This window comes from Microbacterium paraoxydans (assembly GCF_020524545.1).
Lineage (GTDB): Bacteria > Actinomycetota > Actinomycetes > Actinomycetales > Microbacteriaceae > Microbacterium > Microbacterium paraoxydans_C.
Map to the genome: position 1 here is coordinate 353,371 of NZ_JAIVLG010000001.1, position 23,440 is coordinate 376,810.

Annotated in this window: 20 protein-coding genes; 9 read left to right on the forward strand and 11 right to left on the reverse strand. The window is 68.8% G+C overall.

Annotation, left to right across the window (positions count from 1 at the left end):
• Positions 1–54 precede the first annotated feature (54 nt).
• The 4 genes from aztD to aztB are packed head-to-tail and all read right to left on the reverse strand — an operon-like array spanning position 55 to position 4,314.
• A complete protein-coding gene (aztD, locus tag LC041_RS01700) occupies positions 55–1,251 on the reverse strand; it encodes a zinc metallochaperone AztD (RefSeq protein WP_226531246.1) in 1,197 nt (398 codons plus the stop codon).
• A gap of 50 nt (positions 1,252–1,301) precedes the next feature.
• On the reverse strand, positions 1,302–2,222 hold the full coding sequence (gene aztC / locus LC041_RS01705) for a zinc ABC transporter substrate-binding protein AztC (protein WP_226531247.1): 921 nt from the start codon (positions 2,220–2,222) through the stop codon (positions 1,302–1,304).
• Positions 2,219–3,418: an ABC transporter gene (locus LC041_RS01710; RefSeq protein WP_226531248.1), complete on the reverse strand. Its 1,200-nt coding sequence runs from the start codon at positions 3,416–3,418 to the stop codon at positions 2,219–2,221. Before LC041_RS01710 ends, aztC begins: the two co-directional genes overlap by 4 nt.
• Positions 3,415–4,314 carry a zinc ABC transporter permease AztB gene (aztB, locus tag LC041_RS01715; protein ID WP_226531249.1) on the reverse strand — a complete coding sequence of 300 codons (900 nt, stop codon included), beginning with the start codon at positions 4,312–4,314 and terminating at the stop codon, positions 3,415–3,417. Before aztB ends, LC041_RS01710 begins: the two co-directional genes overlap by 4 nt.
• Positions 4,315–4,368: 54 nt before the next feature.
• Between aztB and LC041_RS01720 the strand changes: the two genes are divergently transcribed.
• The gene (locus LC041_RS01720; RefSeq protein WP_226531250.1) at positions 4,369–4,992 is read left to right on the forward strand and encodes a metal ABC transporter ATP-binding protein; all 624 of its coding nucleotides are present in this window, start codon (positions 4,369–4,371) and stop codon (positions 4,990–4,992) included.
• Positions 4,993–4,997: 5 nt separating this feature from the next.
• Here the strand turns inward: LC041_RS01720 and LC041_RS01725 are convergent, their stop codons facing one another.
• Positions 4,998–5,705 carry a haloacid dehalogenase type II gene (locus tag LC041_RS01725; protein ID WP_226531251.1) on the reverse strand — a complete coding sequence of 236 codons (708 nt, stop codon included), beginning with the start codon at positions 5,703–5,705 and terminating at the stop codon, positions 4,998–5,000.
• A gap of 180 nt (positions 5,706–5,885) precedes the next feature.
• Between LC041_RS01725 and LC041_RS01730 the strand changes: the two genes are divergently transcribed.
• Together LC041_RS01730 and LC041_RS01735 are read left to right on the forward strand one after the other, a co-directional pair.
• A complete protein-coding gene (locus LC041_RS01730) occupies positions 5,886–6,122 on the forward strand; it encodes a type II toxin-antitoxin system VapB family antitoxin (RefSeq protein WP_226531252.1) in 237 nt (78 codons plus the stop codon).
• Positions 6,119–6,523 (forward strand): VapC toxin family PIN domain ribonuclease, encoded by a 405-nt coding sequence (locus tag LC041_RS01735; RefSeq protein WP_226531253.1) that lies wholly within the window; start codon positions 6,119–6,121, stop codon positions 6,521–6,523. Before LC041_RS01730 ends, LC041_RS01735 begins: the two co-directional genes overlap by 4 nt.
• A 65-nt stretch (positions 6,524–6,588) precedes the next feature.
• On the opposite strand, the gene LC041_RS01740 is transcribed toward LC041_RS01735, so the two are convergent.
• From LC041_RS01740 to LC041_RS01760, 5 genes are all read right to left on the reverse strand, one after another.
• Positions 6,589–8,376 carry a sigma-70 family RNA polymerase sigma factor gene (locus LC041_RS01740; RefSeq protein WP_226531254.1) on the reverse strand — a complete coding sequence of 596 codons (1,788 nt, stop codon included), beginning with the start codon at positions 8,374–8,376 and terminating at the stop codon, positions 6,589–6,591.
• Positions 8,377–8,486: 110 nt separating this feature from the next.
• Positions 8,487–10,010, reverse strand: coding sequence for a VaFE repeat-containing surface-anchored protein (locus LC041_RS01745; RefSeq protein ID WP_226531255.1), 1,524 nt, complete (start codon positions 10,008–10,010; stop codon positions 8,487–8,489).
• A gap of 121 nt (positions 10,011–10,131) precedes the next feature.
• Positions 10,132–12,228: a heavy metal translocating P-type ATPase gene (locus LC041_RS01750; protein WP_226531256.1), complete on the reverse strand. Its 2,097-nt coding sequence runs from the start codon at positions 12,226–12,228 to the stop codon at positions 10,132–10,134.
• Complete coding sequence (locus tag LC041_RS01755; RefSeq protein ID WP_226531257.1) at positions 12,225–14,543, reverse strand: heavy metal translocating P-type ATPase; 2,319 nt, start codon at positions 14,541–14,543, stop codon at positions 12,225–12,227. The genes LC041_RS01750 and LC041_RS01755 overlap by 4 nt, the downstream gene beginning before the upstream one ends.
• Positions 14,544–14,610: 67 nt before the next feature.
• Positions 14,611–14,823 carry a heavy-metal-associated domain-containing protein gene (locus LC041_RS01760; RefSeq protein ID WP_226531258.1) on the reverse strand — a complete coding sequence of 71 codons (213 nt, stop codon included), beginning with the start codon at positions 14,821–14,823 and terminating at the stop codon, positions 14,611–14,613.
• Positions 14,824–15,044: 221 nt separating this feature from the next.
• On the opposite strand from LC041_RS01760, the gene LC041_RS01765 reads away from it, so the two are divergent.
• Genes LC041_RS01765 through LC041_RS01780 form a run of 4 tightly spaced genes read left to right on the forward strand, consistent with a single transcriptional unit; the run spans position 15,045 to position 19,366 of the window.
• On the forward strand, positions 15,045–15,872 hold the full coding sequence (locus LC041_RS01765; protein WP_226531788.1) for a pyruvate, water dikinase regulatory protein: 828 nt from the start codon (positions 15,045–15,047) through the stop codon (positions 15,870–15,872).
• Positions 15,873–15,921: 49 nt separating this feature from the next.
• Entirely contained in the window at positions 15,922–18,306 is a 2,385-nt protein-coding gene (ppsA, locus tag LC041_RS01770) for a phosphoenolpyruvate synthase (RefSeq protein ID WP_226531259.1), read from the forward strand.
• Between the two features lie 45 nt (positions 18,307–18,351).
• Positions 18,352–18,648 carry a DUF7882 family protein gene (locus LC041_RS01775; RefSeq protein ID WP_226531260.1) on the forward strand — a complete coding sequence of 99 codons (297 nt, stop codon included), beginning with the start codon at positions 18,352–18,354 and terminating at the stop codon, positions 18,646–18,648.
• A gap of 13 nt (positions 18,649–18,661) precedes the next feature.
• The gene (locus LC041_RS01780) at positions 18,662–19,366 is read left to right on the forward strand and encodes a potassium channel family protein (protein ID WP_226531261.1); all 705 of its coding nucleotides are present in this window, start codon (positions 18,662–18,664) and stop codon (positions 19,364–19,366) included.
• A gap of 40 nt (positions 19,367–19,406) precedes the next feature.
• Here the strand turns inward: LC041_RS01780 and LC041_RS01785 are convergent, their stop codons facing one another.
• On the reverse strand, positions 19,407–20,807 hold the full coding sequence (locus tag LC041_RS01785; protein WP_226531262.1) for a threonine/serine exporter family protein: 1,401 nt from the start codon (positions 20,805–20,807) through the stop codon (positions 19,407–19,409).
• Positions 20,808–20,920: 113 nt separating this feature from the next.
• Between LC041_RS01785 and LC041_RS01790 the strand changes: the two genes are divergently transcribed.
• Together LC041_RS01790 and LC041_RS01795 are read left to right on the forward strand one after the other, a co-directional pair.
• Positions 20,921–21,814: a formylglycine-generating enzyme family protein gene (locus tag LC041_RS01790; RefSeq protein WP_226531789.1), complete on the forward strand. Its 894-nt coding sequence runs from the start codon at positions 20,921–20,923 to the stop codon at positions 21,812–21,814.
• A gap of 86 nt (positions 21,815–21,900) precedes the next feature.
• Positions 21,901–23,403, forward strand: a complete 1,503-nt coding sequence (locus LC041_RS01795; RefSeq protein WP_226531263.1) for an arylsulfatase — start codon at positions 21,901–21,903, stop codon at positions 23,401–23,403.
• Positions 23,404–23,440 lie beyond the last annotated feature (37 nt).

The window sequence follows — 23,440 nt, forward strand, 5'->3', positions numbered from 1 at the left end:
GGGCAGGGTGTCCGCGAAGGACTCCCTGCCCGCCCGTGCGCACGAACGCGGAGGTCAGCCGATGGCCACCGCGAGTTCGTTCGGGGTGTGGTCGAGTTCGACCGAGGCGATGACCTCGCCCGTGGTGAGGTCCACCGCGTGGACACTGTTCGCGGCGGGCTCGGTGATGTACGCGATGTCGCCGTCGACCTTGATCGCCGGGTGCGCGTCCTGCCACTCGGCCGGACCCTCCCACGGCTCGATCACCGGGTAGGACGTGGTGAGCTCGCCCGTCTCGGGGTCGAGCACGTGGATCTGTCCGTCGGCCGACAGGATGTAGGCGAGGTCGCCGGGGCCGCGCGCGATGTCGCGGAAGGTGTACCGCACCTCGGCAGGCAGCTCGACGACCTCGAGGGTCTCGGCGTCGGTGTCGATCAGCGTCACGGCGTTCAGCAGGTAGCCCTCGGCATCGGGGTCGTTCTTGTAGTCGCCGACGACGATCGGGCTGGTCTCCGACACGAACGCGTTGCCCATGCGGCCGTAAGCGTCCGGCGCCGTGAGCTTCGTGAAGGCCTCATCCTTGAACAGCAGTGCACCGTTCTCGCATCCGAAGATCACGGCCTCGCCTGCTGCGGTGCCTTCACCGTGAATTCCAGGGCACTCGGCGCTGACGGCGGCCTCATCCCAGTGGTCGTCGTGGGCGTGCAGCGCCTTCGCTCCCGTGCGTGCGGTCTCGTCGCCGACTGTGGTGAGCAGCGAACCGTCCTCGAGTACGATCGAGACCCCGTGGTGCGCTGCGTCGGCGGTGTAGGTCGTGGTCTCGGGGAGGACGTCGTAGCCGTCGGCGAACCCGTCGGTCGGCACGATCGTGGTGGTGCCGGTGCCGTCGTCGAACAGCACGGTGTTCTCGCCGTGGATGACGACGTGCCCGGCCGCCGAGGCGTCGAACAGCGCATCGGTGAGGGCGGGCTCCGCCGTGTCGAGCATCTGGAACCCTGCGGAGGTGGTCACGGCGATGGTGCGTCCGTCGCCGAAGGGGTTCAGGCGTGTGAACTCCTCGGTCGCGAACTCGTCGACGACCTCGAGCGTCTCGGGGTCGAGCACTGCGATGCCTCCGGGGTAGGAGATCGCGACGCGTCCCGTCTCGCTCGTGGTGGCGGCTGACTTCTCGTCCGTGGGTGCGGTGCCGCCTGCTCCGCCCGCACCGCCGGCGCAGGCGGTGGCGAGCAGTGAGACGCCTGCCAGCGCCGCGACAGCGGCACTCCTCCTCATGTGTCGCTTCATTGTGTTTCCTCTCGTATCGGGCCCCGGTCGGGGTCCATTCATGGGGTCAGTCCGTCGATGATGCGAGCCGTGTTGGCGCGCATCATCGTCAGGTAGGTGTCGGCGCCCTCGCCGGGTTCGGTGAGGGACTCGGTGAAGAGCTCGATGACGTCGACGTGGATGTCGGCCTCGGAGGCCAGCACCTGGATGAGTCGGTCCGGCTGCGACGATTCGGCGAAGATCGTGCGGACGCCCGCCTCGTCGATCGCGTCGGTGAGGTCGCGCAGGTCGGCGGCGCTCGGGGCGGCGAGGGTCGTTCCCCCGGGGATCACCGCGCCGATCAGTCGGAAGTCGAAGCGGTCGGCGAGGTAGCCGAAGACGTGGTGGTTCGTCACGAGTGCTCGTCGTTCCGCGGGGACCTCGGCGAAGGCGGACGACATCTCCTCGTCGAGTTCGGCGAGCTCACTTCGATAGGCCTCGGCATTTCTTCGGACCTGCGCGACGTCGATCTCGGCCACTGCGGCCAGCGCTTCCTCCACCGCATCCACGACATCGACCATCCGTGCCGGGTCGGTCCAGAAGTGTGGATCGTCCGCACCGTTGGCGTCTTCGGAGCTGTAGGGCAGCACGTCGATCACGTCGCCGGCCACGACGGTCGGCACTCCCGCGGCTGCCGTGCGATCGATGTGCTGCTGGAGGCCTTCCTCGAGGCCGAGCCCGTTCGTCACGAGCAGGTCGGCGCCGTCCATGCGTGCAGCCTCCTGTGCGGAGATCTCGAACGAGTGCGGGTCGGCGTTCGGCTTCATCAGGGTCGTGACCTCGGCGGCATCCCCGGTGAGGTTCTCGACGACATCACCGAGGATGTTCGTGGTGACCACGATCTGCGGGCGGTCCGACTCCGCAGTGCCGATGCACCCCGTGAGGCCGACGAGAGCCACAGCCATCGCGATCAGCAGGGAGGTCGCCCGCAGCGGTCTCATCGCCCGACCTCCGCGACGTACACGGGAGTCGTCGGCGTCTCCAGCGACCGGGCCACCCGGGCGGCATCGGCGTAGTCGACCTCGTGCACGACACCCGCCGCTGGATCAGAGATGTAGGCGCGGTCCTCGTCGACCGTGAGCGATGACGCCACTCCACCGTCGGCGAGCAGGGGAGCGGTCGCGCCGACGAGCGCGCCGCCGTCTGCGCGATGCACGACGATCCGTCCATCGATGTCGACCGCGACCACATGTCCCTCGGCGTCGTCCACGGCGGTGACACGCGTGAGCGGGCGCTCGGTGGGTACCAGGGTCCAGCTGCGCTCCCGGGAGTCGAGCAGCCAGACCCCCGTCGTTCCCGCCACCGCGGCGACGGTCGGGCGGCCTTTCCGGCCGTCGAACGACACGGCGCGCTCGACGGCTCCCGACGGGTAGGGGATGTGCTCGACCGTGAGCTCCGCGTCCTGCCAGGTCGCCAGGACAGCGCCGTCCGCGCACCCGACGACGAGTCCGACCCGTGTGGTGATCGCTCCAGCGGCGTCGACGCAGTCGATCGAGGAGTGCGCAGGCTCGCCGCTGCTGTCGTGGTACACGAGCGTGTCGCCTATCGTCACGAGGGCACCCTCACCGACCGGGGCGACCAGTCCGGCGTCCGCGTTCACCTCGATGCGGAACAGCTCCTCGATCTCACCGCGGGAGAGGGCCCTGTTGTCGAGGAGGATCGCCTCGTCGCTGCCGTCGAAGAACACGCCGGTCGCCCCGGCTGTCGAGAGTGCGCCGGTCACGACGGTCGCGACGCCTTCGCCGACCACCGTGCCCACACGCGTGGGCTCGGCGAGGTAGTAGTGGAAGTGGTCGCCGTGATCCCAGCTCCATCGGCCTGAGTCGATCACCTCCAAGCCCTCTTTCGTGGTCACGAACCCGTAGCGCCCGTCACTCGCGAGAGCCGACGGTGCTGCCGTGCGGTCGAGGGCGGTTGTTTCCTCGGTCCCCAGATCGAGCACGGAGGCACGTCCGGCGGCGTCGATGGACAGGAGGCCGAGCGGCGGCTCGGCGATCTCCGCGGCGCCGGCGATCGCGCCGTGTCCGTCTCCGGACGCAGGAGTCGCAGGCGGTGAGCTCTCCGCGGGAGGCGCGCAGGCGCTGAGCGCGACGATCGTCAGAGCGGCGGGGAGGAGTCGCAGAGTGCGGGGAATCATCGAATCCTTTCGGGGAGCGCGACGGAAGCGCCTTCGGAGCACGCTGCCTCGTGCTGGCCGGTGGGGTGGCGGAGGCGAGCGGTGCGGGTCAGGAGGGAACGGGCGGCCGCGGAGACGGCGGCGAGCAGCACAGCGGCGATGGCGATCGACGCTCCGGCCGCGACCGCGAAGTACCAAGATGCGAACAGGCCGATCAGAACGGCTGCGGCGCCCACGAGAGCGGCCCCGACCATGGTTGTGGGGATCCGCGTCGTCCACGCCCGAGCGGCGACAGCGGGGGCGAGGAGCAGGCCGACCACGAGGAGCGTGCCCACGGCCTGGAACGACGCGACGACGGCGAGCGTCACGAGCGCGACGAGCACCACGTGCGCGAGCTGGGGGCGCAGTCCCAGCGTGCGGGCGATGCGCGGGTCGAAGGCGGTCGCCACGAACGAGCGATGGAACGCGGCTGCGACACCGACCGTGACGAGGGCAGCGGCGGCGAGCATCGCGATGTCGTCGGTGCGGATGGCGAGGATGTCGCCGAACAGGAGAGCGGTCGCGTCCGTGGCGAAGCTGCGTGAGTGGGAGACGACGATCACGCCGAGCGAGAGCATGGCGACGAAGAGCAGCCCGATGCTCGTGTCGTAGGAGAGTCGTCCGCGCCTCTGGAGTAGACCGATCGCCGCGCTCATGGCGGCAGCGCTCAGGGCCGCGCCCACCAGGACAGGAGCGCCGATCACGGTGGCGAACGCGACGCCGGGTAGCATCCCGTGGCCGATAGCTTCGCCCAGGAAGGCCATGCCGCGGATCACCACCCACGTGCCCACGACCCCGCAGATCAGGGCCACGAGCGCTCCGCCGCACAGGGCGCGGACGAAGAACTCCACGGCGAAGGGTTCGAGCAGGAAGGGCACGAGAGGAGACTCTATATGAGAATGAGAATGATTATCAATTGCTACTCTGAGGTCATGGAAGAGAGCGCTGGGCTGTCCGCACGCGACGTCTGCTACCGGTACACCGACGCTGACGTCCTGCATTCCGTGGCGGTCGATGTCCGCCCCGGAGAGGTCGTCGCGCTGGCCGGGCACAACGGATCGGGCAAGTCGACGCTGATCGAGATCCTCGCCGGTGTGAAAGCCCCGCGCCGGGGAGCGGTGCGCCGCCAGGGGGCACTTGCGCTCGTCGTGCAGCGACCCGCCGCACCGGACTCGTTGCCGGTGACGGCTGCGGACGTGGTGCGCATCGGGACGTGGGGGCGTGGGCACCGTCTGCCGCGCGCAGGCGTGCGACGGGCGATCGCGCAGGCATTGGACCGCGTCGGCATGTCGGGGTTCGCCGACCGTCCGCTGTCAGAGCTGTCGGGTGGGCAGCGTCAGCGGGTGTTCCTCGCTCAGGGGATCGTGCGCGAGCCCCAGATCCTGCTGCTGGACGAGGCGGCCGCCGGGCTGGATCGCGAGAGCGCGGCGCGGATGCAGCGGATCCTGCGGGAGGAGGCCGCTCGCGGGGTCGCGGTGTGCACCGTCACTCACGACGAGGACGCTGTTCTCTCCGCCGACCGCGTCGTCCGGTTGGAGCGTGGGCGAGTGATCTGAGCGCCCTATCCCGCCTCGGTCCGTAGACGCCTCTCGAGGTCTGCGAGGCTCGTGGCGTGGATGTCGAACCATTCGCCCGGGGCAGGGGGGTCGGCATCGGGCCGGGGCACGTAGGCGGTGCGCATGCCCGCGGCTCTCGCGGCTCGAAGGTCCCAGGCGTGGGCGGCGACCATGAGCGGGGGACGACCGCTCGCCGGCACGCTCGCCATGGCCAGCTCGTACATCGCCGCAGCCGGCTTGTAGGTGCCTGCGTCCTCCGCGGAGAGCAGCTGGTGCCAGCGGAAGCCGGCGTGGACGCTCAGGCCGGTCAGCACGCGACGACTCGCGTTCGACAGCCCCACGACGGTGGCGACGTCGGCGAGAGACCGCAGACCCGCGGTCGAATCCTCCCAGGGCGGGCTGAAAGCGGAGGCGCCGACGAGCGCCGGAACCGCCGCGGGGGAAAGGGTGCCTGCGGAGGCGAGCTGCTCCAAGACCTCGGCGTCGAGCTGGTCGCTGGTCGCGAACGCGCGTTCTCCGCCGACGATGGCGCTCTCCTGTTCGGCCACCCCGCTCAGCCACTCATCGACGACCGCCGTCGCCTTCTCAGGGTCGGCCCCGGTCGTCGCCTCCACCCGCCGGCGGAGACCTTCCGCCTGATCCACCAGAGTGCCCAACACGTCGAACACGGCCACGACGCGCTCCGGCGCCACTTCACGGGATCCGTCGGTCATGCAGAAGAGAACACGTTCGGAGCGCGGACTGTTCCGCCGCGCTCCGGAGAGAGCTCACGGGAGGACGAACCCATGCAGCTCGGGCATCGGTCCGAGCAACGAGCCTCTCAGGACCTCTGGACCGCGTCGAGCCATTCTTATACAATGCTCTATATAGGAGTCGAGAAAACAGGAGACACCATGGCCGTCACATCCATCGACATCGACCCCGACGAGCTGATGCGGGCCAAGCAGCTCGCCGGCACGACCTCCAACCGGGAGACCGTGGATCTCGCGTTGCGCACGCTGATCGCCGTGCGCCGTCAGCCCGCCGCCGTGGAGCGCATCATCGGGCGCCACTTCGATGACGATCAGATCGATGCACCCACGATCACGCCGACCGCTGCCGTGTCGCGAGACAAGCGCTCGGCGCGGTGACCACCTATCTCGTCGACAACAGCATCTGGCAGAAGGCGGGCAAGAGCGCGACGATCGCGGATCGACTACGGTCTCTCTCACCGAACAACCTCATCATCACCTGCCCGCCACAGGTTCTCGAGTACTGCCACTCAGCGCGCAGCACCGAAGAGTATGCGGAGCTGCGCCGGGACATGGAGGGGTTGCTTCCCGCATGGGAGCATCCCGCCGAGCAGGATGCCCTCGACATCCAGCAGGCACTGTGGAAGAAGGGGCTCCTGCGCGCCGCAGCAGCCTTCGACTGTCTCATCGCCGCGTACGCGGTCGCTAACGACGCCGTGATCCTCAACTCCGACCATGACTTCGGATACATCGAGCTCGCTACCGACGGCAGAGTCCGCCAGGAGTACGTGGCGGCCTGACCCCGGAACGGACAGCGGGGAGAACAACCTCGGGGTGCGGGCTGTTCCTCCGCTCCGAGGCGAGCTCACGGGTCGGTGAGCTCGAACGTCATCTCCTCGGGGCCCGGTCCCCAGGGATCGAAGATGATGTCGGGGTCGTAGACATCGAGGGCGTGCTCTTCCGGTGGACCCCAGAATCCGTCGGCGTCCAACGCCCGGAACGTGAAGTAGTACCAGCCGCGAGAGTTCAGCAGCAGTCGCTTCCGTGCCTGCCCGGTCTCATCCAACGGGATCATCGCAGAGTGCCCCTGCATCGTGGTGACGTAGATCGTTCCGTTCGTCGGGCCGGTGGCCGCGATGACCAGGCCGGTCGTGCCGGCTTCCGCGACGTCCATGTCTTCCGTGCCGGTGATCGCCTCGAAGCCTTGGATGACGATGGGAAGGACCGTGAAGCTGCCGGTCTCGGCAGGTGATTGATCGTCCGTGTCGAAAGCCCACGCCTGGTAGTGGTGAGTGCCGGCGGGGAGCTGGAGCGCGCGCGGATCGAAGGTCCACGACCCGTCGGAGGCGACGGGAGGGGTGTAGCGGGCTCCGTCGATGTCCAGCCCCACGGCAGCACCGGGGGTGGCGACTCCGGAGAGCACGGGGGCGAGGTAGCCGGAGGAGGAAGGGGGCGTGGCGACCCCGGGGCTCAGGTTCGAACCAGGGCCCGGGCCAGGAGTCGTGCCCGGCGCCGTCACCGGGGCGGTCGGCGCGGTCGGAGCGGGCGCATCGGGGTCGTTCACCAGCTCGATCGCGTCGATGTGAGGGTCGAGAACTCGGCGTCCTGTGGAGGGGGAGGACGGCTGAGGCGCAGCGGGGGCGGCTGTCGGGGGCGCGCCCGTCTCGTCTGACCTCTCGTCGTCGAGAAAGGGAAGGATGGCGGGGGCGGCGCTCTCCATCGTGGCTTCGGCGGGCGCTGACGCGGCCGGAGGCGTCCAGGGGAGCAGCAGAGAGCCGAGCAGAAGTCCCCCGACCGAGAGCGCACCGATGCCGCCGACGAGGAAGGTCGAGACGCCGACACCCGCGGCGACGGCGGCCACCGCGGCCCCGGTGCCGGGAACCAGCGCCCCGGTGGCGGGAAGGGCGACGCCGAGCGCGCCGAAGCCGACAGCCGACAGCGCAACCCCGCTCAGTCGTTGCGCATCGTTGCGCATGCTCAGGAGGAGCTCGTCGCAGTCGTCGCACGAAGACACGTGGTCGGTGATCTCTCGAACCACGGTGCCGTCGAGCGGTTCGGTGAGGTATCGGGGGAAGAGGCGCGCGGCATGGGCCTCGTCGTCGCGGAGCACCGGCGGGACGTGGCTGGTGAGCCAGTGGAACTTCAACCCGACGCGGGCGCGGCGCTGCAGGGCCGAGACGGCGTTCGGCTTGATGCCCAGCTCGCGCGCGATCTCGGGGCGAGCGACCTCGGCGACCTCCGTCAGCCAGAGCACCCGCTGCCAGCGCTCCGGGAGCTCCTGGAACGCCTGGAGGAGCTGTCGCGCGTTCGACTCCCGCTCGACGAGGTGGAGCGCGTCGCGGAAATCGGCGCGATCCGGGTCGACGGTGTCGTCGACGAGTTCCGCTTCCTTCCGCCACCGGATCGCCGTGTTGCGGATCACGGCTTTCAGATACGAGCGAAACGCGAACTCGGGTCCGGTGCTCGTCGTGGTCACCTGCTGGTAGACGGCGAGAAGCGCCTCGGAAGCGAGGTCTTCCGCGTGTGCAGGGGAGAACCTGTGCGCGTAGCGCAGCGCGGGGCCGATGTGGCGCTCCCACAGCACGGCATAGGCAGACTGCTCCCCATGACGCAACGCGCGGAGGAGATCCCTATCGGTGCGAGAGTCTTCCACGACTTCCCTTCACTGAAGTTTGCCCGGTCGCTTGATGATATTCCGGTGGTCCCCCGAGTGGTGAGGATGGAGCCGTGGGGACTCCATCCTCACCGCTCGCGGCGCATCGCTCAGATGGCGCTCTTCCTCCGCTGCGTCACCAACAGAGCGGTTCCTGCGACGACCGCGAGCAGCGCCGCCGCGGCCACGATGATCGGTGCCTCGGCGCCGGTCGCCGCCAGAGTCCCGCCGCTGTCCACCGTCGGCGAGGCGGGAGTCCCGGCGTCCGCCTGTTCGACGACGACCGTCTGCGCCGCGTCGTCGATGTCCGTGTGCGCGGCCACGGGCTCACCCGCCGGGTCCGAACCGGTGAAGAGCCATTCGAAGGCGACGAGTGTCGTGCCCGCGAAGCCCTCGGGCACGACGAAGGTGACCTCGACGGAGCCGCTCGCGGACACCGGGGTGAAGGTCGTCGATCCGATGATGCCCGTCGAACTGCCGTCGGCCTTGCGCATCAGCTCGCCGCGGACGGTGTATTCGAGACCCGGCACCACGTTCTCGTACGCGACCGTGTCGATCACCGAACCGCCGCTCGCCGCCAGGGTGCGGTCGCCGTCCGCGGCATCGACCAACGACGTTCCGATGGTCGGCTCAGCTGCTGCCGGCTGAGCCGACCATTCTGCGCCGGCCTCCGCCGTGAGCTGCGCGGTGCTCGGCGCCACGAGAATGATCGACTGCGCGTGGTCCTCCGCCGTCGCCGTGCCCTCGGGCACGTTGGGCACCGAGATCACCGCGCCCGTGCTCCGGGAACCCTCGGCCGTCGCTCGCACCGTCGCGCTGCCAGCGGCGGTCGTCGCCCGCAGATCCAGATAGAGCTCCTGTCCGTCGACGACGGCGTTCACGTCGACGGGTGCTCCGGACGAATCGGTGACGGCGACGGCGGGGTCCACCGAGACCGTGACGGATACCTGGTCGGTGCTCACCGTGAACGGTCCGACGAGACTTCCCGCGATCTGCGGGGCGGTCGGCGCGGAGACGGTCGCGGTCACCGCCAGGTCTTCGGGGGTGAGTCCGGGGGAGGCATTCGCTCCGTTCACCAGGTACCAGTAGGCGGCCTCCGAGTCGGGGGTCTCCCAGGCCCAGGCGGCGTCGAAGGTCAGATCCGTGTATCGCCAGATCGCGTATTGCGTGGCCTCGATCGCGTCGTTGCGTGAGATCCCGGGAACACCGGCCGCGGCCCCGAGGGCTTCCAGGCTGACGGCGGGATAGCTGTGCGCGAGGACCCACAGCACCTTGCCCTGTACGTCCGGATCCACGAAGTAGTTCGCGCCCAGGAAGCTCTCGACGTCTCCGGCTGTTCCCAGACGGCCGGTCATCGCCGTCACATCGTGCTCGATGCAGTACGCCCAATAGTCCGGATCGCCGGCTTGGACGCCCGAGGACCAGATCGGGAAGATCGCGGTTCCGCCGTATCCCTCGCGGCTACCGATGTAGACCGAGTCCCCCGGATCGACCTCCTCCGCGGTCGCAGCGGTGACTCCCGCGGGCGCGACCATCGCTGCGAGCGCGAGCAGCACGCCCGCGATCCAGCTGCCCGCTCGTGGCGTCCTTCGCAAGAGCCCGGCCCCTGGACCCGCTGCCTCTGTTGCCGTCATCTGGTGGACTCCCCTCGGTCTCGGACGCTGATGCGTCTCTCTGGGGATAAGGAGTCGGAAAGGACGCGAAAGTGACGCGGGCCGTCTTCGCCGGGCGTGTCGGGGTGCTCGGCCCGCCGGATCAGCGGTCGCCGACGGACCGGGTATGGGCGTCGGGGGCGAGGTCGATCCGGCGCAGCAACTGCGCGTTCAGCGCGACCACGACGGTCGACAGGGACATCAGGATCGCTCCGACCGACATCGGCAGGATGAATCCGATCGGTGCCAGGACGCCGGCGGCGAGCGGGACCGAGATGAGGTTGTAGCCCGCAGCCCACCACAGGTTCTGCTTCATCTTGCGATACGTGGCGCGGGACAGCTCGATCACCGAGATCACCGAGCGGGGATCGGAACTTGCGAGGATCACGCCGGCGGAGGCGATGGCGACATCGGTCCCCGCGCCGATGGCGATCCCGACGTCGGCCTGCGACAGAGCCGGCGCATCGTTCACGCCGTCGCCGACCATCGCCACCTTCTTGCCCTCGCGTTGCAGCTCCGCGACCTTCGCGGACTTGTCCTCGGGGCGCACCCCGGCGAAGACCCGATCGATGCCGAGCTCAGCCGCCACCGACTCGGCGACGGCCTGAGCATCACCGGTGATCATGACGACCTCGACGCCCAGGCGGTGAAGGGCATCCACGGCCTCCCGCGACTCGGGGCGCACCTCGTCGGCGAGTCGCAGCCCGCCGACCACGCGCCCGTCGAGGACGACGTGAAGGATGATGGCGCCTTCCCCGCGCCATTCGTCCGCGGCGGCGATCTCCTGTCCGCCGATCTCGTCGAGGAGCTTCGGGCCGCCGACACGGACCTCTGCGCCGTCGACGCTCGCCGTGACTCCCACCGCCGGGGAGGAGGCGAAGCCGGACGCGGAGGCGAGCGTGAGGTTCTTCTCCTCAGCCGCCCGCACGATCGCCCGGGCCAGGGGATGCTCACTGTCCGCCTCGGCGGAGGCGGCGAGGACGAGCAGCCGATCGGCATCCACCTCACCGGCGGTCTCGACCGCCGTGACCGTCGGAGCGCCCTTGGTCAGTGTGCCCGTCTTGTCGAAGAGGACGGCGTCGACCGTGCGCATGCTCTCCAGGGCGAGTCGGTCTTTGATCAGCACGCCGCCGCGCGCGGCCCGCTCGGTGGCGATGGATACGACGAGGGGGATGGCGAGACCGAGCGCATGGGGGCAGGCGATGACCAGCACGGTGATGCTGCGCACCACGGCGGCATCCGGATTCCCCACCAGCGTCCACACCACGGCGGTGAGGGCGGCGGACAGCAGAGCGAACCAGAAGAGCAGTGCGGCGGCGCGATCGGCGATGCGCTGCGCACGCGACGAGGAGTTCTGCGCCTCCGTCACGAGCCGCTGGATGCCGGCGAGGGCGGTGTCGTCGCCGGTGGCGGTGATCTCCACCCGAAGACCGGAGTCGGTGGCGACGGTGCCCGCGGTGACGGTGTCGCCCGTCGTCCGTGTGACCGGACGTGATTCCCCCGTGACCATGGACTCATCCATCGCGGCGGTTCCGTCGACGATGCTGCCGTCGGCCGGGACGCTCCCGCCGGGACGGACGACGACGACATCACCGACGGCCAGGTCAGCGGGGGAGACCGTGACGACCGTCTCGCCCTCGACGCGCTCGGCCTCGTCGGGCAGCAGGGCGGCGAGCGAGTCGAGTGCCGACGTCGTCTGCGCGAGCGAGCGCATCTCGATCCAATGGCCGAGGAGCATGATGACGATGAGCAGCGCCAGCTCCCACCAGAACTCGAGTTCGTGGTGGAGCACCCCGAGCGTCGCGCCCCAGGAGGCGAGGAAAGCTACCGTGATGGCGAGCCCGATGAGCAGCATCATCCCCGGTGTGCGTGTCCGGAGCTCGCTGACGGCTCCGGTGAGGAACGGCCATCCGCCCCACACGTACATGACGGTGCCCAGCACCGGGGCTATGAGCCGCGCCCAGCCCGGAACGTCGTAGCCGAGAAGCATCGCGAACATCGGAGAGAACGCCACCACGGGCACCGCGATGACGAGGTTGATCCAGAACAGACGGCGGAACCGCCCGACGTGATCGCCGTGCTCCGCGTGACCGCCGTGCCCCGTGTGACCGCCGTGTTCCGTGTGGCCGCCGTCGGCCTCGTGACCTGCGTGCTCGGCGGCGGGAGCCTGTGCGTCGTGGTGCGCGTGCTGGTCGTTCATGCGTTTTCCTTCCTCAGAGCGGGTCGGGATCCTCGGCCCGCGCGTCCTCGTCGCGTGACGCTCGTGAAGCCGCGCAGGCGCAGGCTGTTGCCGACGACGAAGACGCTGGAGAGCGCCATCGCCGCGCCGGCGAGCATCGGGTTGAGCATGCCGAGCGCTGCGACCGGGATGGCGGCGACGTTGTAGGCGAAGGCCCAGAAGAGGTTGGTCCTGATCGTGGCCAGCGTCTTCCGCGACAGGCGGATCGCATCGACCGCACTGCGCAGATCACCGCGCACGAGCGTGATGTCCGATGCCTCGATGGCGACGTCCGCGCCCGTGCCCATCGCGAGTCCGAGGTCGGCCTGGGCGAGGGCGGGGGCGTCGTTGACGCCGTCGCCGATCATCGCCACGGTCTTGCCCTCGCGCTGCAGCCGGACGACCACGTCGACCTTGTCTTTGGGGAGGACTTCCGCGATGACGTCCTCGATGCCCACCTCGGTCGCGATCCGCCGTGCCACGGTCTCGTTGTCACCGGTGAGCAGAACGGGAGTCAGCCCGAGCTCCCGGAACCGGGCGATCGCCTCGGCGCTGCTCGGCTTGATCGTGTCCGCGACGACGAGGAGGCCGCGTGCGCGTCCGTCCCAGCCCGCGGCGACGACGGTCCTGCCCTCGCCCTCGGCGCGCGCCTTCGCCGAAGCCAGGTCGGGACTCAGCGTCTGCGACCACTCGGCGAAGAGCGATTCGCGTCCGACCAGCACGGCGTGCCCGTCGACGACGCCGTGCACGCCCCGTCCCTCGAGGTTCGCGAAGCCCTCCGGCGTGGGCAGCGCCCCGACCTCCCTGGTCGCGCCCGCGGCGATCGCCTGTGCGATCGGGTGCTCCGAGGCATCCTCCACCGCCCCGGCCAGCCGCAGCAGGGTCGCCCGGTCGGTGCCGGGCTCGACGACGACGTCGACGAGGGTCATCCTGCCGGTGGTCACCGTTCCGGTCTTGTCGAGCAGGACGGTGTCGACCTTGCGAGTGGATTCGAGCACCTCCGGCCCCTTGATGAGCACGCCCATCTGCGCCCCTCGCCCGGTGCCGACCAGAAGTGCCGTGGGCGTGGCGAGTCCCAGCGCGCACGGGCACGCGATCACGAGGACCGCCACCGCCGCCGTGAAAGCCGCGGCGACCGGGAACCCCGCAACGAGCCAGCCGCCGAGGGTGACGAGAGCGATCACGATCACGATCGGCACGAACACCCCGGAGATCCGGTCGGCGAGCCGCTGCACCTCCGCCTTCCCGGTCTGCGCCTCCTCGACGAGCGTGGCCATCTGTGCCAGCTGGGTATCCGCGCCGATCCGGGTCGCCCGGACCACGAGCCGCCCGCCGGCGTTCGTGGTGGCTCCGGTGACGCGGTCGCCCGGCGTCACCTCGACCGGGACGGACTCACCGGTGAGCATGGAGGCGTCCACGGCCGACGTCCCGGAGACCACGACGCCGTCGGTCGCGATCTTCTCGCCCGGCCGCACGATGAACTCGTCGCCCACCCGAAGGTCTTCGACCGGGATCCTCGCCTCCATGCCGCCGCGCAGCACAGCGACCTCCTTCGCGCCGAGTTCGAGGAGCGCGCGCAGAGCCGCACCGGCCTGCCTCTTCGACCGCTTCTCGAAGTAGCGTCCCGCCAGGACGAACATCGTCACGCCGGCACCCACCTCGAGGTAGATGTTCGCCGCCCCGTCGGAGGGGGCCAGTGCGAATTCGAAGGGGTGCGTCATGCCCGGCATGCCCGCTGAGCCGAAGAAGAGGGCGTACAGCGACCACAGGAAGGCGGCCGAGGTGCCCATCGAGATGAGCGTGTCCATCGTCGCCGCTCCGTGGCGCAGGTTCGTCCACGCGGCCTTGTGGAAGGGCCAGCCCGCCCAGACGATCACCGGGGCGGCGAGGGTGAGCGAGGCCCACTGCCAGTACGTGAACTGCAGTGCGGGGATCATCGCCATGGCGATCACCGGCACCGTCAGCACGACCGCGCCGATCAAGCGGTTGCGGAGGGAGAGCAGCTCCGGATCCGTGTCACCGGCGTGGGCGTCCGCTCCGGCTTCCTTCTTCTTCCCTCGGGGTGCGGCCACGACGGCGGAGTACCCCGTCTTCTCCACCTCGGCGATCAGGAGGGCGGCGTCGTAGTCGTCCGGGACCGAGATGCTCGCCTTCTCCGTCGCGTAGTTGACGGTGGCCACGACGCCGTCGAGCTTGTTCAGCTTCTTCTCGATGCGCATGGCGCAGGAAGCGCACGTCATCCCGCCGATCTCGAGCTCGATGCCCGATCCCATGCTCGGAAGTGCTGATGTACTCATGGTCCTATCCTTCTCCTGATCGTGGTTCGGCGCGCTCAGCGGGAGGCCGCGCCCAGGTCGTCGGTGTTCACGCCGTCCGCACGGCGGAGTACCCCGCTTCCGTCACGGCAGCGAGGATCTGGGCGTCGTCCACGCCCTCGGAGCTCGTGACGACGAGCGTTCCCGTCTGCGCACTGACCCGGATCCCGTCGACGCCGGCAACCTCGGCGACTTCCTCACGGACCGACATCTCGCAGTGCCCGCACGTCATCCCTGTGACCTTGTACTCGTTCGTCGTCATCGCAGCTCCTTGTCTGGAAGTACCCCTACCGGGTATCTGATCACCATAACGATATACCCATTGGGGGTATTCCGCACGCTGGAGACGCAGCTTGTTCCACGGGTAAATTCGCCGCTTCTTTCTCCGAATCGGTAGGTGACGAAGCGCAGTACTTTCCTAAGCTCAGGAACGTGTCCGAGCCTTCGACCCGTCAGCCTGCGTCGCCCCCGCTCCCCGTCGGCGTGCTCGGCGACGATTCCGGCACCGACGTCCGTGACGCGTACTTCGTGTCGGACAGCACCGGCATCACCGCGGAGACCCTCGGCAACGCCCTGCTGGCCAACTTTCCCGGCGCGCGGTTCCGCCGCCACACCGTGCCCTTCGTCGACTCGGTGGACGGTGCGCGCGCCGTGATCGGGGATCTTCGGATCAGCCCCGCCGGCGCTGTCCCGATCGTCTTCGCCACCGTGAAGTCCGCGCGGATCCTCGCGGAGTTCCACGGATCGGGCGCTGTCGTGATCGATCTCCTTGGCGGGCACCTGCGGGAGCTGGAAGTCTCGCTCGGGAGCGCCGCCTCCGAGCAGCTCGGCCAGTATCACGGCGTCGGCGACATGGAGCGCTACTTCGCCCGGATGCGCGCGGTCGAGTACGCGATCGAGCACGACGACGGCCAGAGCATGCGGGCACTCGACATCGCGGACGTGATCATCATCGCGCCCTCCCGTTGCGGGAAGACCCCGACGACCATGTACCTGGCACTGCAGTACGGCCTGCTGGTGGCGAACTACCCGCTCACGGATGACGACTTCCCCTCCGACGGTCTTCCCGCGATGGTCGAACGGTTCGCGAGCAAGTGCTTCGGGCTGACGACGACTCCGCTCCGGCTGAGCCAGGTGCGTCACGAGCGGCGGCCGGACACGGTGTACTCCAGCCTCGCCCAGTGCACGCTCGAGATCCGCCGCGCGGAGGACCTCTACCGCCGCAACCGCGTCCCCTTCCTCAACTCCTCCACGAAATCCGTGGAGGAGATGTCCGCCGTGATCATGCAGTCCATGCGACTGCGCAGTTGATCGCGGCCTCCACCCCATCGCACACGAAGCCCCACTCTCTGGAGATCCCATGACGAACATCCTCTGGTTCACGCAGATCGGCATGGCCGACGTCGCCCAGGTCGGAGGCAAGAACGCCTCGCTGGGCGAGATGGTCTCGAACCTCTCCGGCGCCGGGGTGAGCGTGCCCGGCGGCTTCGCGACCACGGCCGACGCCTACCGGGACTTCCTGGCCGCCGGCGGACTGTACGAACGCATCCGAACCGCCGTCGAGGCCCTCGACGTCGCGGATGTCGCCGAGCTCGCCCGGGTCGGCGCCACCGTGCGCGAGTGGATCGAACAGCAGCCGCTCCCGGCGGCGTTCGAACAGGACATCCGCGCGGCGTACGCCACGCTGGTCGACTCCGATCCGGAGCCTGCCTCCGTCTCCTGGGCGGTGCGATCGAGCGCGACGGCGGAGGATCTTCCCGATGCCTCTTTCGCCGGCCAACAGGAGACGTTCCTCAACATCAGCGGGATCGACAACATCCTCGCCGCGATCCGCAGTGTCTTCGCATCGCTCTACAACGATCGGGCGATCGCCTACCGCGTGCACCACGGGTTCGACCACCATGACGTGGCGCTGTCCGCGGGGGTCCAGCGCATGGTCCGCTCCGATGTCGGGGCCTCCGGCGTGCTGTTCACGGTCGACACCGAATCCGGGTTCGACCGTGCGGTGTTCATCACGAGCTCCTACGGTCTGGGCGAGGCGGTCGTGCAGGGCGCGGTCAACCCGGACGAGTTCTACGCCTACAAGCCCGCGCTGCGTGCGGGGCGGCCGGCGATCCTCAAGCGCTCCGTCGGCGAGAAGGCCGTGAAGATGGTCTACGCCGACGGCACGCATGCGGGCGCGAGCACCGTCTTCACCGACGTCGCCACCGCCGAACGCGCCCGCTTCAGCATCACGGATGCCGAGGTGGAGGAGCTCGGACGGCAGGCTCTGGTCATCGAGGAGCACTACGGCCGCCCGATGGACATCGAGTGGGGCAAGGATGGCATCGACGGACGTCTGTACATCCTTCAGGCCCGACCGGAGACCGTGGTCTCCCGTGCAGACGGCAAGGAGATGCGGCGCTTCGTGCTCGAGGAGCCGGGCACGGTGGTCACCGTCGGGCGTGCGATCGGGCAGAAGGTCGGAGCCGGACCGGTGCGGGTGATGACCTCGCTCGCACAGATGGACGCCTTCCAGCCCGGCGACGTGCTCGTCGCCGACATGACCGACCCGGACTGGGAGCCGATCATGAAGCTCGCTTCCGCCATCGTCACGAATCGCGGTGGGCGTACCTGTCATGCCGCGATCATCGCGCGCGAGCTGGGCATCCCCGCGGTCGTGGGCACCGGTGACGCGACCGCGGTCCTTCTCGACGGGCAGCAGGTCACCGTGTCCTGCGCGGAAGGGGACAACGGCTTCGTCTACGAGGGCGTCCTGGGGTTCGAGGAGATCGTCACGCGTCTGGATGAGATGCCGGAGAGTCCCACGAAGATCATGCTCAACGTGGGAACGCCCGATCAGGCGTTCGCCTTCGCGAAGCTGCCCAACCGCGGCGTCGGGCTCGCACGGCTCGAGTTCGTCATCAACCGCCAGATCGGCATCCACCCGCGCGCGCTCCTCGACCACGAGACGCTGCCGGCGCCCCTGCGCGCCGACATCTCTGCGCGCATCGCGGCGTACGAATCCCCCCGCGAGTACTTCGTGCGGCGCGTGGCAGAGGGCGTGTCGATGATCGCGGCGGCCTTCGCGCCCGAACCCGTCATCGTGCGGTTGAGCGACTTCAAGTCCAACGAGTACGCGAACCTCATCGGCGGGGAGCTCTACGAGCCGGAGGAGGAGAATCCGATGCTCGGCTACCGCGGGGCCTCGCGGTACATCTCCCCGGACTTCCGCGCCTGTTTCGACATGGAGTGCGAGGCGCTGCGGTTCGTGCGTGACGAGATGGGCCTCACCAATGTCGAGATCATGGTCCCGTTCGTGCGCACCCTGGGGGAAGCGGCGGCCGTGACCGAACTCCTGAGCGAGAACGGGCTGCGGCGCGGTGAGGACGGGCTGCGCGTGATCATGATGTGCGAGCTTCCCTCCAACGCTGTGCTCGCCGATGAGTTCCTCGAGCACTTCGACGGTTTCTCGATCGGGTCGAACGACATGACCCAGCTCACGCTCGGACTCGATCGCGACTCCGGACTGGTCGCCTCGACGTTCGACGAACGCGACCCTGCCGTCCTCCGCATGCTCTCGATGGCCATCGAGGCGTGCCGCCGTGCGGAGAAGTACGTCGGAATCTGCGGCCAGGGTCCGAGCGACCATCCCGATCTCGCCGAGTGGCTGGTCGCGCAGGGCATCGAGTCGATGTCGCTCAACCCCGACACGGTCGTGGAGACGTGGCTGCGGCTCGCCGAGCAGACCGTTCCGGTGCCCTGACCGCGCCGGACGATCGGTGTCGGCCGACGCGAGTAGTCTCAGGTCATGGGAACCCTCGAGTACAACAGCTCTCGTCCTCCGATCGAGGTCGATGACGAGACGCTGGCGCATCTGAAGATCGTCATCGGGACGAAGCTTCGCCGCCATGAGAGCTTCATGATGACCTGGCTGCCGGAGGAGAAGAATCCCGCCGGCCGGCTCACGATCTGGATGCATCCGAGCATCCCGCTGAGCCTCGCGTTCGACCGGGCGGAGATGCCGGCGATCGACTCGAAGCGGATCGAGCGCATGATGGAACACCTGAATGCCCGGGGAGAGCTCGTCCTCGACCAACTCGGGTAGAGGCGCTGCACGCATGCGCCGTGGGTCACCGAAGCCTCCTGACCGCGACCCGCTCGACAGGTGGAACCGCGCGGTCAGCATCCCCCTTCTCGTGCTCGGGGTCATCTTCATCGTCGGCTTCTCGGTGTACGTCATCGGGGTCGATCTGCCTCCGCTCCTGCGCTTCGTCGCCGGGGCCGCGGCGATTCTGACCTGGTTCGCGTTCGCCGCCGACTACATCGTGCGCATCGTCGTCACCCCGAGAGGCGCCCGGTGGGAGTACCTCTGGCGGCATCCGCTCGAGTTGCTGGCCGTGCTCCTCCCGGTCTTCCGAGCGGTCAGGGTGGTCGACCTCATCCGACAGGCGCCGTACTTCCATCACAAGACCGGAGCAGTCGTCAGGACGGAGATCATCGCCTACGCCGTCGCCTACTCGGTCGTATTCGTCTATTTCATCTCGCTGTCGACCTTGCAGGTGGAGCGCGATGCGCCGGATGCGACGATCACGAGCTTCGGCGAGGCGGTGTGGTGGGCCTGCGTCACGTTGGCGACCGTGGGCTACGGCGATGTCTACCCCGTGACCGTTCTCGGGCGCTTCTTCGCCGTCCTGCTCATGATGGGCGGCATCGCGATCATCGGCGTCACGTCCGGAACCGTCGTCTCGTACATCACCGACCGCATCCGTGCCACGACCTCGCCCCGCCCGCCGAGCGCGGACAGCACCACGGAAGGCGCGTGACGCGCAGCCGGGGCGGTTCGGGTCCTCGAGCGCCGATGGGTCAGCGGCGCACGCGGGCGCGCGTCTTCGCGACGCTCGAGAGCGTCGCGCGCACCGGGGTGCCCAGGTAGAGGCCGAGGGAGGCGCCGGAGGCGAGACCGACGCCGATCACGGCGGCATCGATGAGCGATCCGCCGGCATACAGCATCCCGGTCGAGGTGCCGGCCGCATGCACCATCTCGAGCAGACCCTGGAACACGGCTACACCGGGGACGAGAGGGACGATCGCCGCGGTCGTCACCGCGACGGACGGCACGTGCAGGTTGCGGGCGATCAGCATGCCGAGGAAGCTCGCCAGCAGAGCGCCGACTGCGCTCGCCGCCGCGGGATGCAGGTTCAGGGCGATGGATGCCGAGTAGCCCGCGAGCGTGACGGCGCTGAGCAGTGCGCTCACCAGGATGATCCGGATACCGGCGCCGTTGAACACGGCGACGGCGATGGCGACGATGATCGCACCGGCGAACTGATTCAGCAGCGGGCCGAACGGGGCGGGGTCATCCGGGAGTCCCATCGCGAAGCCGAGGACGCTGCCCAGCTCGAGGCCGACGAGGATCCCGATCACGACGCCGAGCGTCTGCATCGTGAGGTCGAGGATGCGTCCGCCGGCGGTGAGCGCGAAGCCGTCGATCGCGTCCTGCGCCGCGCCGACGACGGTCAGTCCGGCGAGCATCAGGACGATGCCCGAGGCCACGATGATGGACGGGCGGATGCCGACGAAGGGTTCGAGCCCGGCGGCGCCGAGCGCCGATACGACGACCGCCACCCCGGTCGTCACGAAGCCGCCGGCGATCTGGCTGAAGAACAGCGGGACTCGGACCCTGGCGAGAGCCGCCTGGGTCAAGGCCGCGCAGAGAGCCGCGACGAAGGTGAGGGCGACGATGAGCGGGGAGGCCCCGAGCATGATGCTCACGCCGACGGCGAGCAGCGCCCGCGCGACGATGACCACCGGCTGCTGATAGCGGAAGGGGACCCGTCGGATGGCCCGGAACGTCGAGCGTGCGGATTCGAGGTCGAGTCCGTCGTCGATGTCCGCGACGAGAGCCTGCACCCGCTGGAGCTTCGCGTGGTCCGGAGCCGTCACCCGCACCACTCGGACCAGCGTCTCCGGCCAGACCTCGCCGCTCAGGTGGAACGACACGGTGATCGAGTTGTAGGTGACGTCGACCTGGACGCCTTTCATCCCGTAGGCGTCGCACACGCGGATGATCGCGAGCGTCACCTCATGTGCGGAGGCTCCGACCGCGAACATCGACTCGCCGATACGCGTCGCAAGGTCCAGCACCCGCGGAACCGTGCGTTCGTCGATGACGGGCATCGCCTCGGTGGCCGCGACGGCCGAGGGATCGGTGTGCAGCAGGCGGCGCACCGACGTGAGCAGCGGCCGGCGGGATCTCGCGGACATGTCTCCATTCTCCCGTCCGACAGACGATCCGTCACGGGGCCATCTCCGGCAACCGCCCCTGCAACGAGGAAGACCAGGACACTACGCTGAGTCACGTGACGAACTCGCGCGACATGGTCCGCATCCCGGGCGGTACGTTCCTGATGGGGTCCGATGACTTCTACCCGGACGAGCGCCCGGTGCACGAGCGCGAGGTCGCCTCGTTCTTCATCGATCGCTATCAGGTGACGAACGCGCAATACGCCGAGTTCGTGGACGAGACGGGCTACGTGACCGTCGCCGAGCGGGAGCTCGATCCGGCGGCGTTCCCCGGCGCCGATCCCGCCGCTCTCGTCCCCGGCGCGATGGTCTTCACGCCGACGTCCGGGCCGACCGATCTGGGGAATTGGCGCAATTGGTGGCGCTGGCAGCCTGGAGCCTTCTGGCGTCGGCCGTTCGGCCCGGACTCGTCGATCGACGACCGGATGCAGCATCCTGTCGTGCACGTCGCGTTCGAGGACGCCGTGGCGTACGCCGACTGGGTCGGGATGCGCTTGCCCACCGAGGCCGAGCACGAGTACGCCGCGCGCGGCGGCCTGGAAGGCGCAGCGTTCGCGTGGGGGGACGAGCCGTATCCGGACGGGGTCGCCCAGGCGAACTCGTGGCTGGGTCGTTTCCCCTACGACAACCAGGGCGTCGGAGGCACGGCACCCGTCGGCTCATACCCGCCGAACGGCTACGGGCTCTACGACATGATCGCCAACGTGTGGGAGTGGACCACCGATTTCTACACCCCGCGGCACCTCCGGCTCTCCGACACCCCGGTCGATGCGGGCAAGCGGACGAACCTCCTCGCCGCCGCCAGCGCGCAGGAGGGCTTCCCCGGCATCCCCCGTCGCGTGCTCAAAGGCGGATCCCACCTGTGCTCACCGGACTACTGCCTGCGGTTCCGGCCCGCCGCGCGCTCGCCGCAGGCCGAGGACACGGGGATGTCGCACATCGGGTTCCGCCTCACCCGCTCCGAGTGAGGCGTCCTGGGTTTCGACCCGGGAACCTGTTTGGCTTCGACCGAGGGCATCCGCCCCCTCTCACCGGTTGAAGCAAGGAGTCACGCATGGCCGACAAGCCCAACATCCTCATCATCTGGGGCGATGACATCGGCATCAGCAACCTGAGCACGTACTCCGACGGCCTGATGGGCTATCGGACGCCGAACATCGATCGGATCGCCGACGAGGGCGTGAAGTTCACCGACTACTACGGCGAGCAGAGCTGCACGGCGGGTCGTGCGGCCTTCATCACCGGACAGAACCCCTATCGCACCGGGCTCACCAAGGTCGGGATGCCGGGCGCGAAGCTGGGTCTTCAGCCCGAAGACCCCACGATCGCGGACGCGCTCAAGCACCACGGCTACGCCACGGGGCAGTTCGGCAAGAACCATCTCGGGGATCGAGACGAGTACCTGCCCACCGCGCACGGCTTCGACGAGTTCTTCGGCAACCTGTATCACCTCAATGCGGAAGAGGAGCCCGAGCACCCGGACTATCCGACGGACGAGGAGTTCCCCGGCTTCAGCGAGCGGTTCCGTCCGCGGGGCGTCATCCATTCCTGGGCGAACGAGGACGGCACTCAGCGCATCGAGGACACCGGTCCGCTGACCAAGAAGCGCATGGAGACCGTCGACGAGGAATTCCGCGACGCCGCGGCGGACTTCATCCGCCAGCAGGCCGACGACGACACCCCCTTCTTCGTCTGGTTCAACTCCACCCACATGCATTTCCGCACCCACACCAAGGAGGAGAGCAAGGGGCAGGCCGGACGCTGGCAGTCGGAGTACCACGACACGATGATCGATCATGACGGCGTCGTGGGCAGCCTGCTCGATCTGCTCGATGAGCTCGGGCTGGCCGAGAACACGATCGTGATGTACTCCACCGACAACGGCCCGCATATGAACAGCTGGCCGGATGCCGGCATGACGCCGTTCCGGAACGAGAAGAACTCGAACTGGGAGGGGGCCTACCGTGTGCCCGCGATGGTCCGCTGGCCGGGACACATCCCCGCCGGGACGACGCTCAACGGGATCGTGAGTCACAACGACTGGTTCGTGACCCTGCTCGCGGCCGTCGGCGACGACGACATCGCGGAACGGCTGAAGTCGGGTGCCGCACTGCACGGCACGGAGTACAAGGTGCATCTCGACGGCCACAACCAGCTCGACTACATCACCGGTGCCGTCGATCGGAGTCCGCGTCGGCACTTCTTCTACGTCTCGGACGACGGCGACCTCACAGCCCTGCGCTTCGAGAACTGGAAGCTCGTGTTCCTGGAGCAGCGGGCGACGGGAACCCTGCGCATCTGGCAGGAGCCCTACGTCGAGCTGCGGTTCCCGAAGCTGTTCAACCTGCGCACCGACCCCTTCGAGCGGGCGGACATCACCTCGAACACCTATTGGGACTGGGTGCTCGAGCACGTGTTCCTGATGATCCCCGCGCAGGCGTACGTGGCGCGGATGCTGCAGTCGCTGGCTGAATTCCCCGCGCGTCAGGAATCGGCGTCGTTCACCATCAACCAGGTCATGGCGAAGCTCGAGTCCTCGACCACCGGGAGCTCCTGAGGACCCTTCCTCGACGTTCCTGTCGCGATACGACGGC

Bases quoted from the DNA above. Each gene is read 5' to 3' on its own strand.
- LC041_RS01780 (WP_226531261.1), top strand. From the start codon at position 18,662: ATGCGCCGTGGGTCACCGAAGCCTCCTGACCGCGACCCGCTCGACAGG.
- LC041_RS01785 (WP_226531262.1), bottom strand. From the start codon at position 20,807: ATGTCCGCGAGATCCCGCCGGCCGCTGCTCACGTCGGTGCGCCGCCTG.
- ppsA (WP_226531259.1), top strand. From the start codon at position 15,922: ATGACGAACATCCTCTGGTTCACGCAGATCGGCATGGCCGACGTCGCC.
- LC041_RS01745 (WP_226531255.1), bottom strand. From the start codon at position 10,010: ATGACGGCAACAGAGGCAGCGGGTCCAGGGGCCGGGCTCTTGCGAAGG.
- LC041_RS01755 (WP_226531257.1), bottom strand. From the start codon at position 14,543: ATGAGTACATCAGCACTTCCGAGCATGGGATCGGGCATCGAGCTCGAG.
- LC041_RS01730 (WP_226531252.1), top strand. From the start codon at position 5,886: ATGGCCGTCACATCCATCGACATCGACCCCGACGAGCTGATGCGGGCC.
- LC041_RS01790 (WP_226531789.1), top strand. From the start codon at position 20,921: ATGGTCCGCATCCCGGGCGGTACGTTCCTGATGGGGTCCGATGACTTC.
- LC041_RS01795 (WP_226531263.1), top strand. From the start codon at position 21,901: ATGGCCGACAAGCCCAACATCCTCATCATCTGGGGCGATGACATCGGC.
- LC041_RS01775 (WP_226531260.1), top strand. From the start codon at position 18,352: ATGGGAACCCTCGAGTACAACAGCTCTCGTCCTCCGATCGAGGTCGAT.
- LC041_RS01725 (WP_226531251.1), bottom strand. From the start codon at position 5,705: ATGACCGACGGATCCCGTGAAGTGGCGCCGGAGCGCGTCGTGGCCGTG.
- LC041_RS01720 (WP_226531250.1), top strand. From the start codon at position 4,369: ATGGAAGAGAGCGCTGGGCTGTCCGCACGCGACGTCTGCTACCGGTAC.
- LC041_RS01710 (WP_226531248.1), bottom strand. From the start codon at position 3,418: ATGATTCCCCGCACTCTGCGACTCCTCCCCGCCGCTCTGACGATCGTC.
- LC041_RS01750 (WP_226531256.1), bottom strand. From the start codon at position 12,228: ATGAACGACCAGCACGCGCACCACGACGCACAGGCTCCCGCCGCCGAG.
- aztD (WP_226531246.1), bottom strand. From the start codon at position 1,251: ATGAGGAGGAGTGCCGCTGTCGCGGCGCTGGCAGGCGTCTCACTGCTC.
- LC041_RS01760 (WP_226531258.1), bottom strand. From the start codon at position 14,823: ATGACGACGAACGAGTACAAGGTCACAGGGATGACGTGCGGGCACTGC.
- aztC (WP_226531247.1), bottom strand. From the start codon at position 2,222: ATGAGACCGCTGCGGGCGACCTCCCTGCTGATCGCGATGGCTGTGGCT.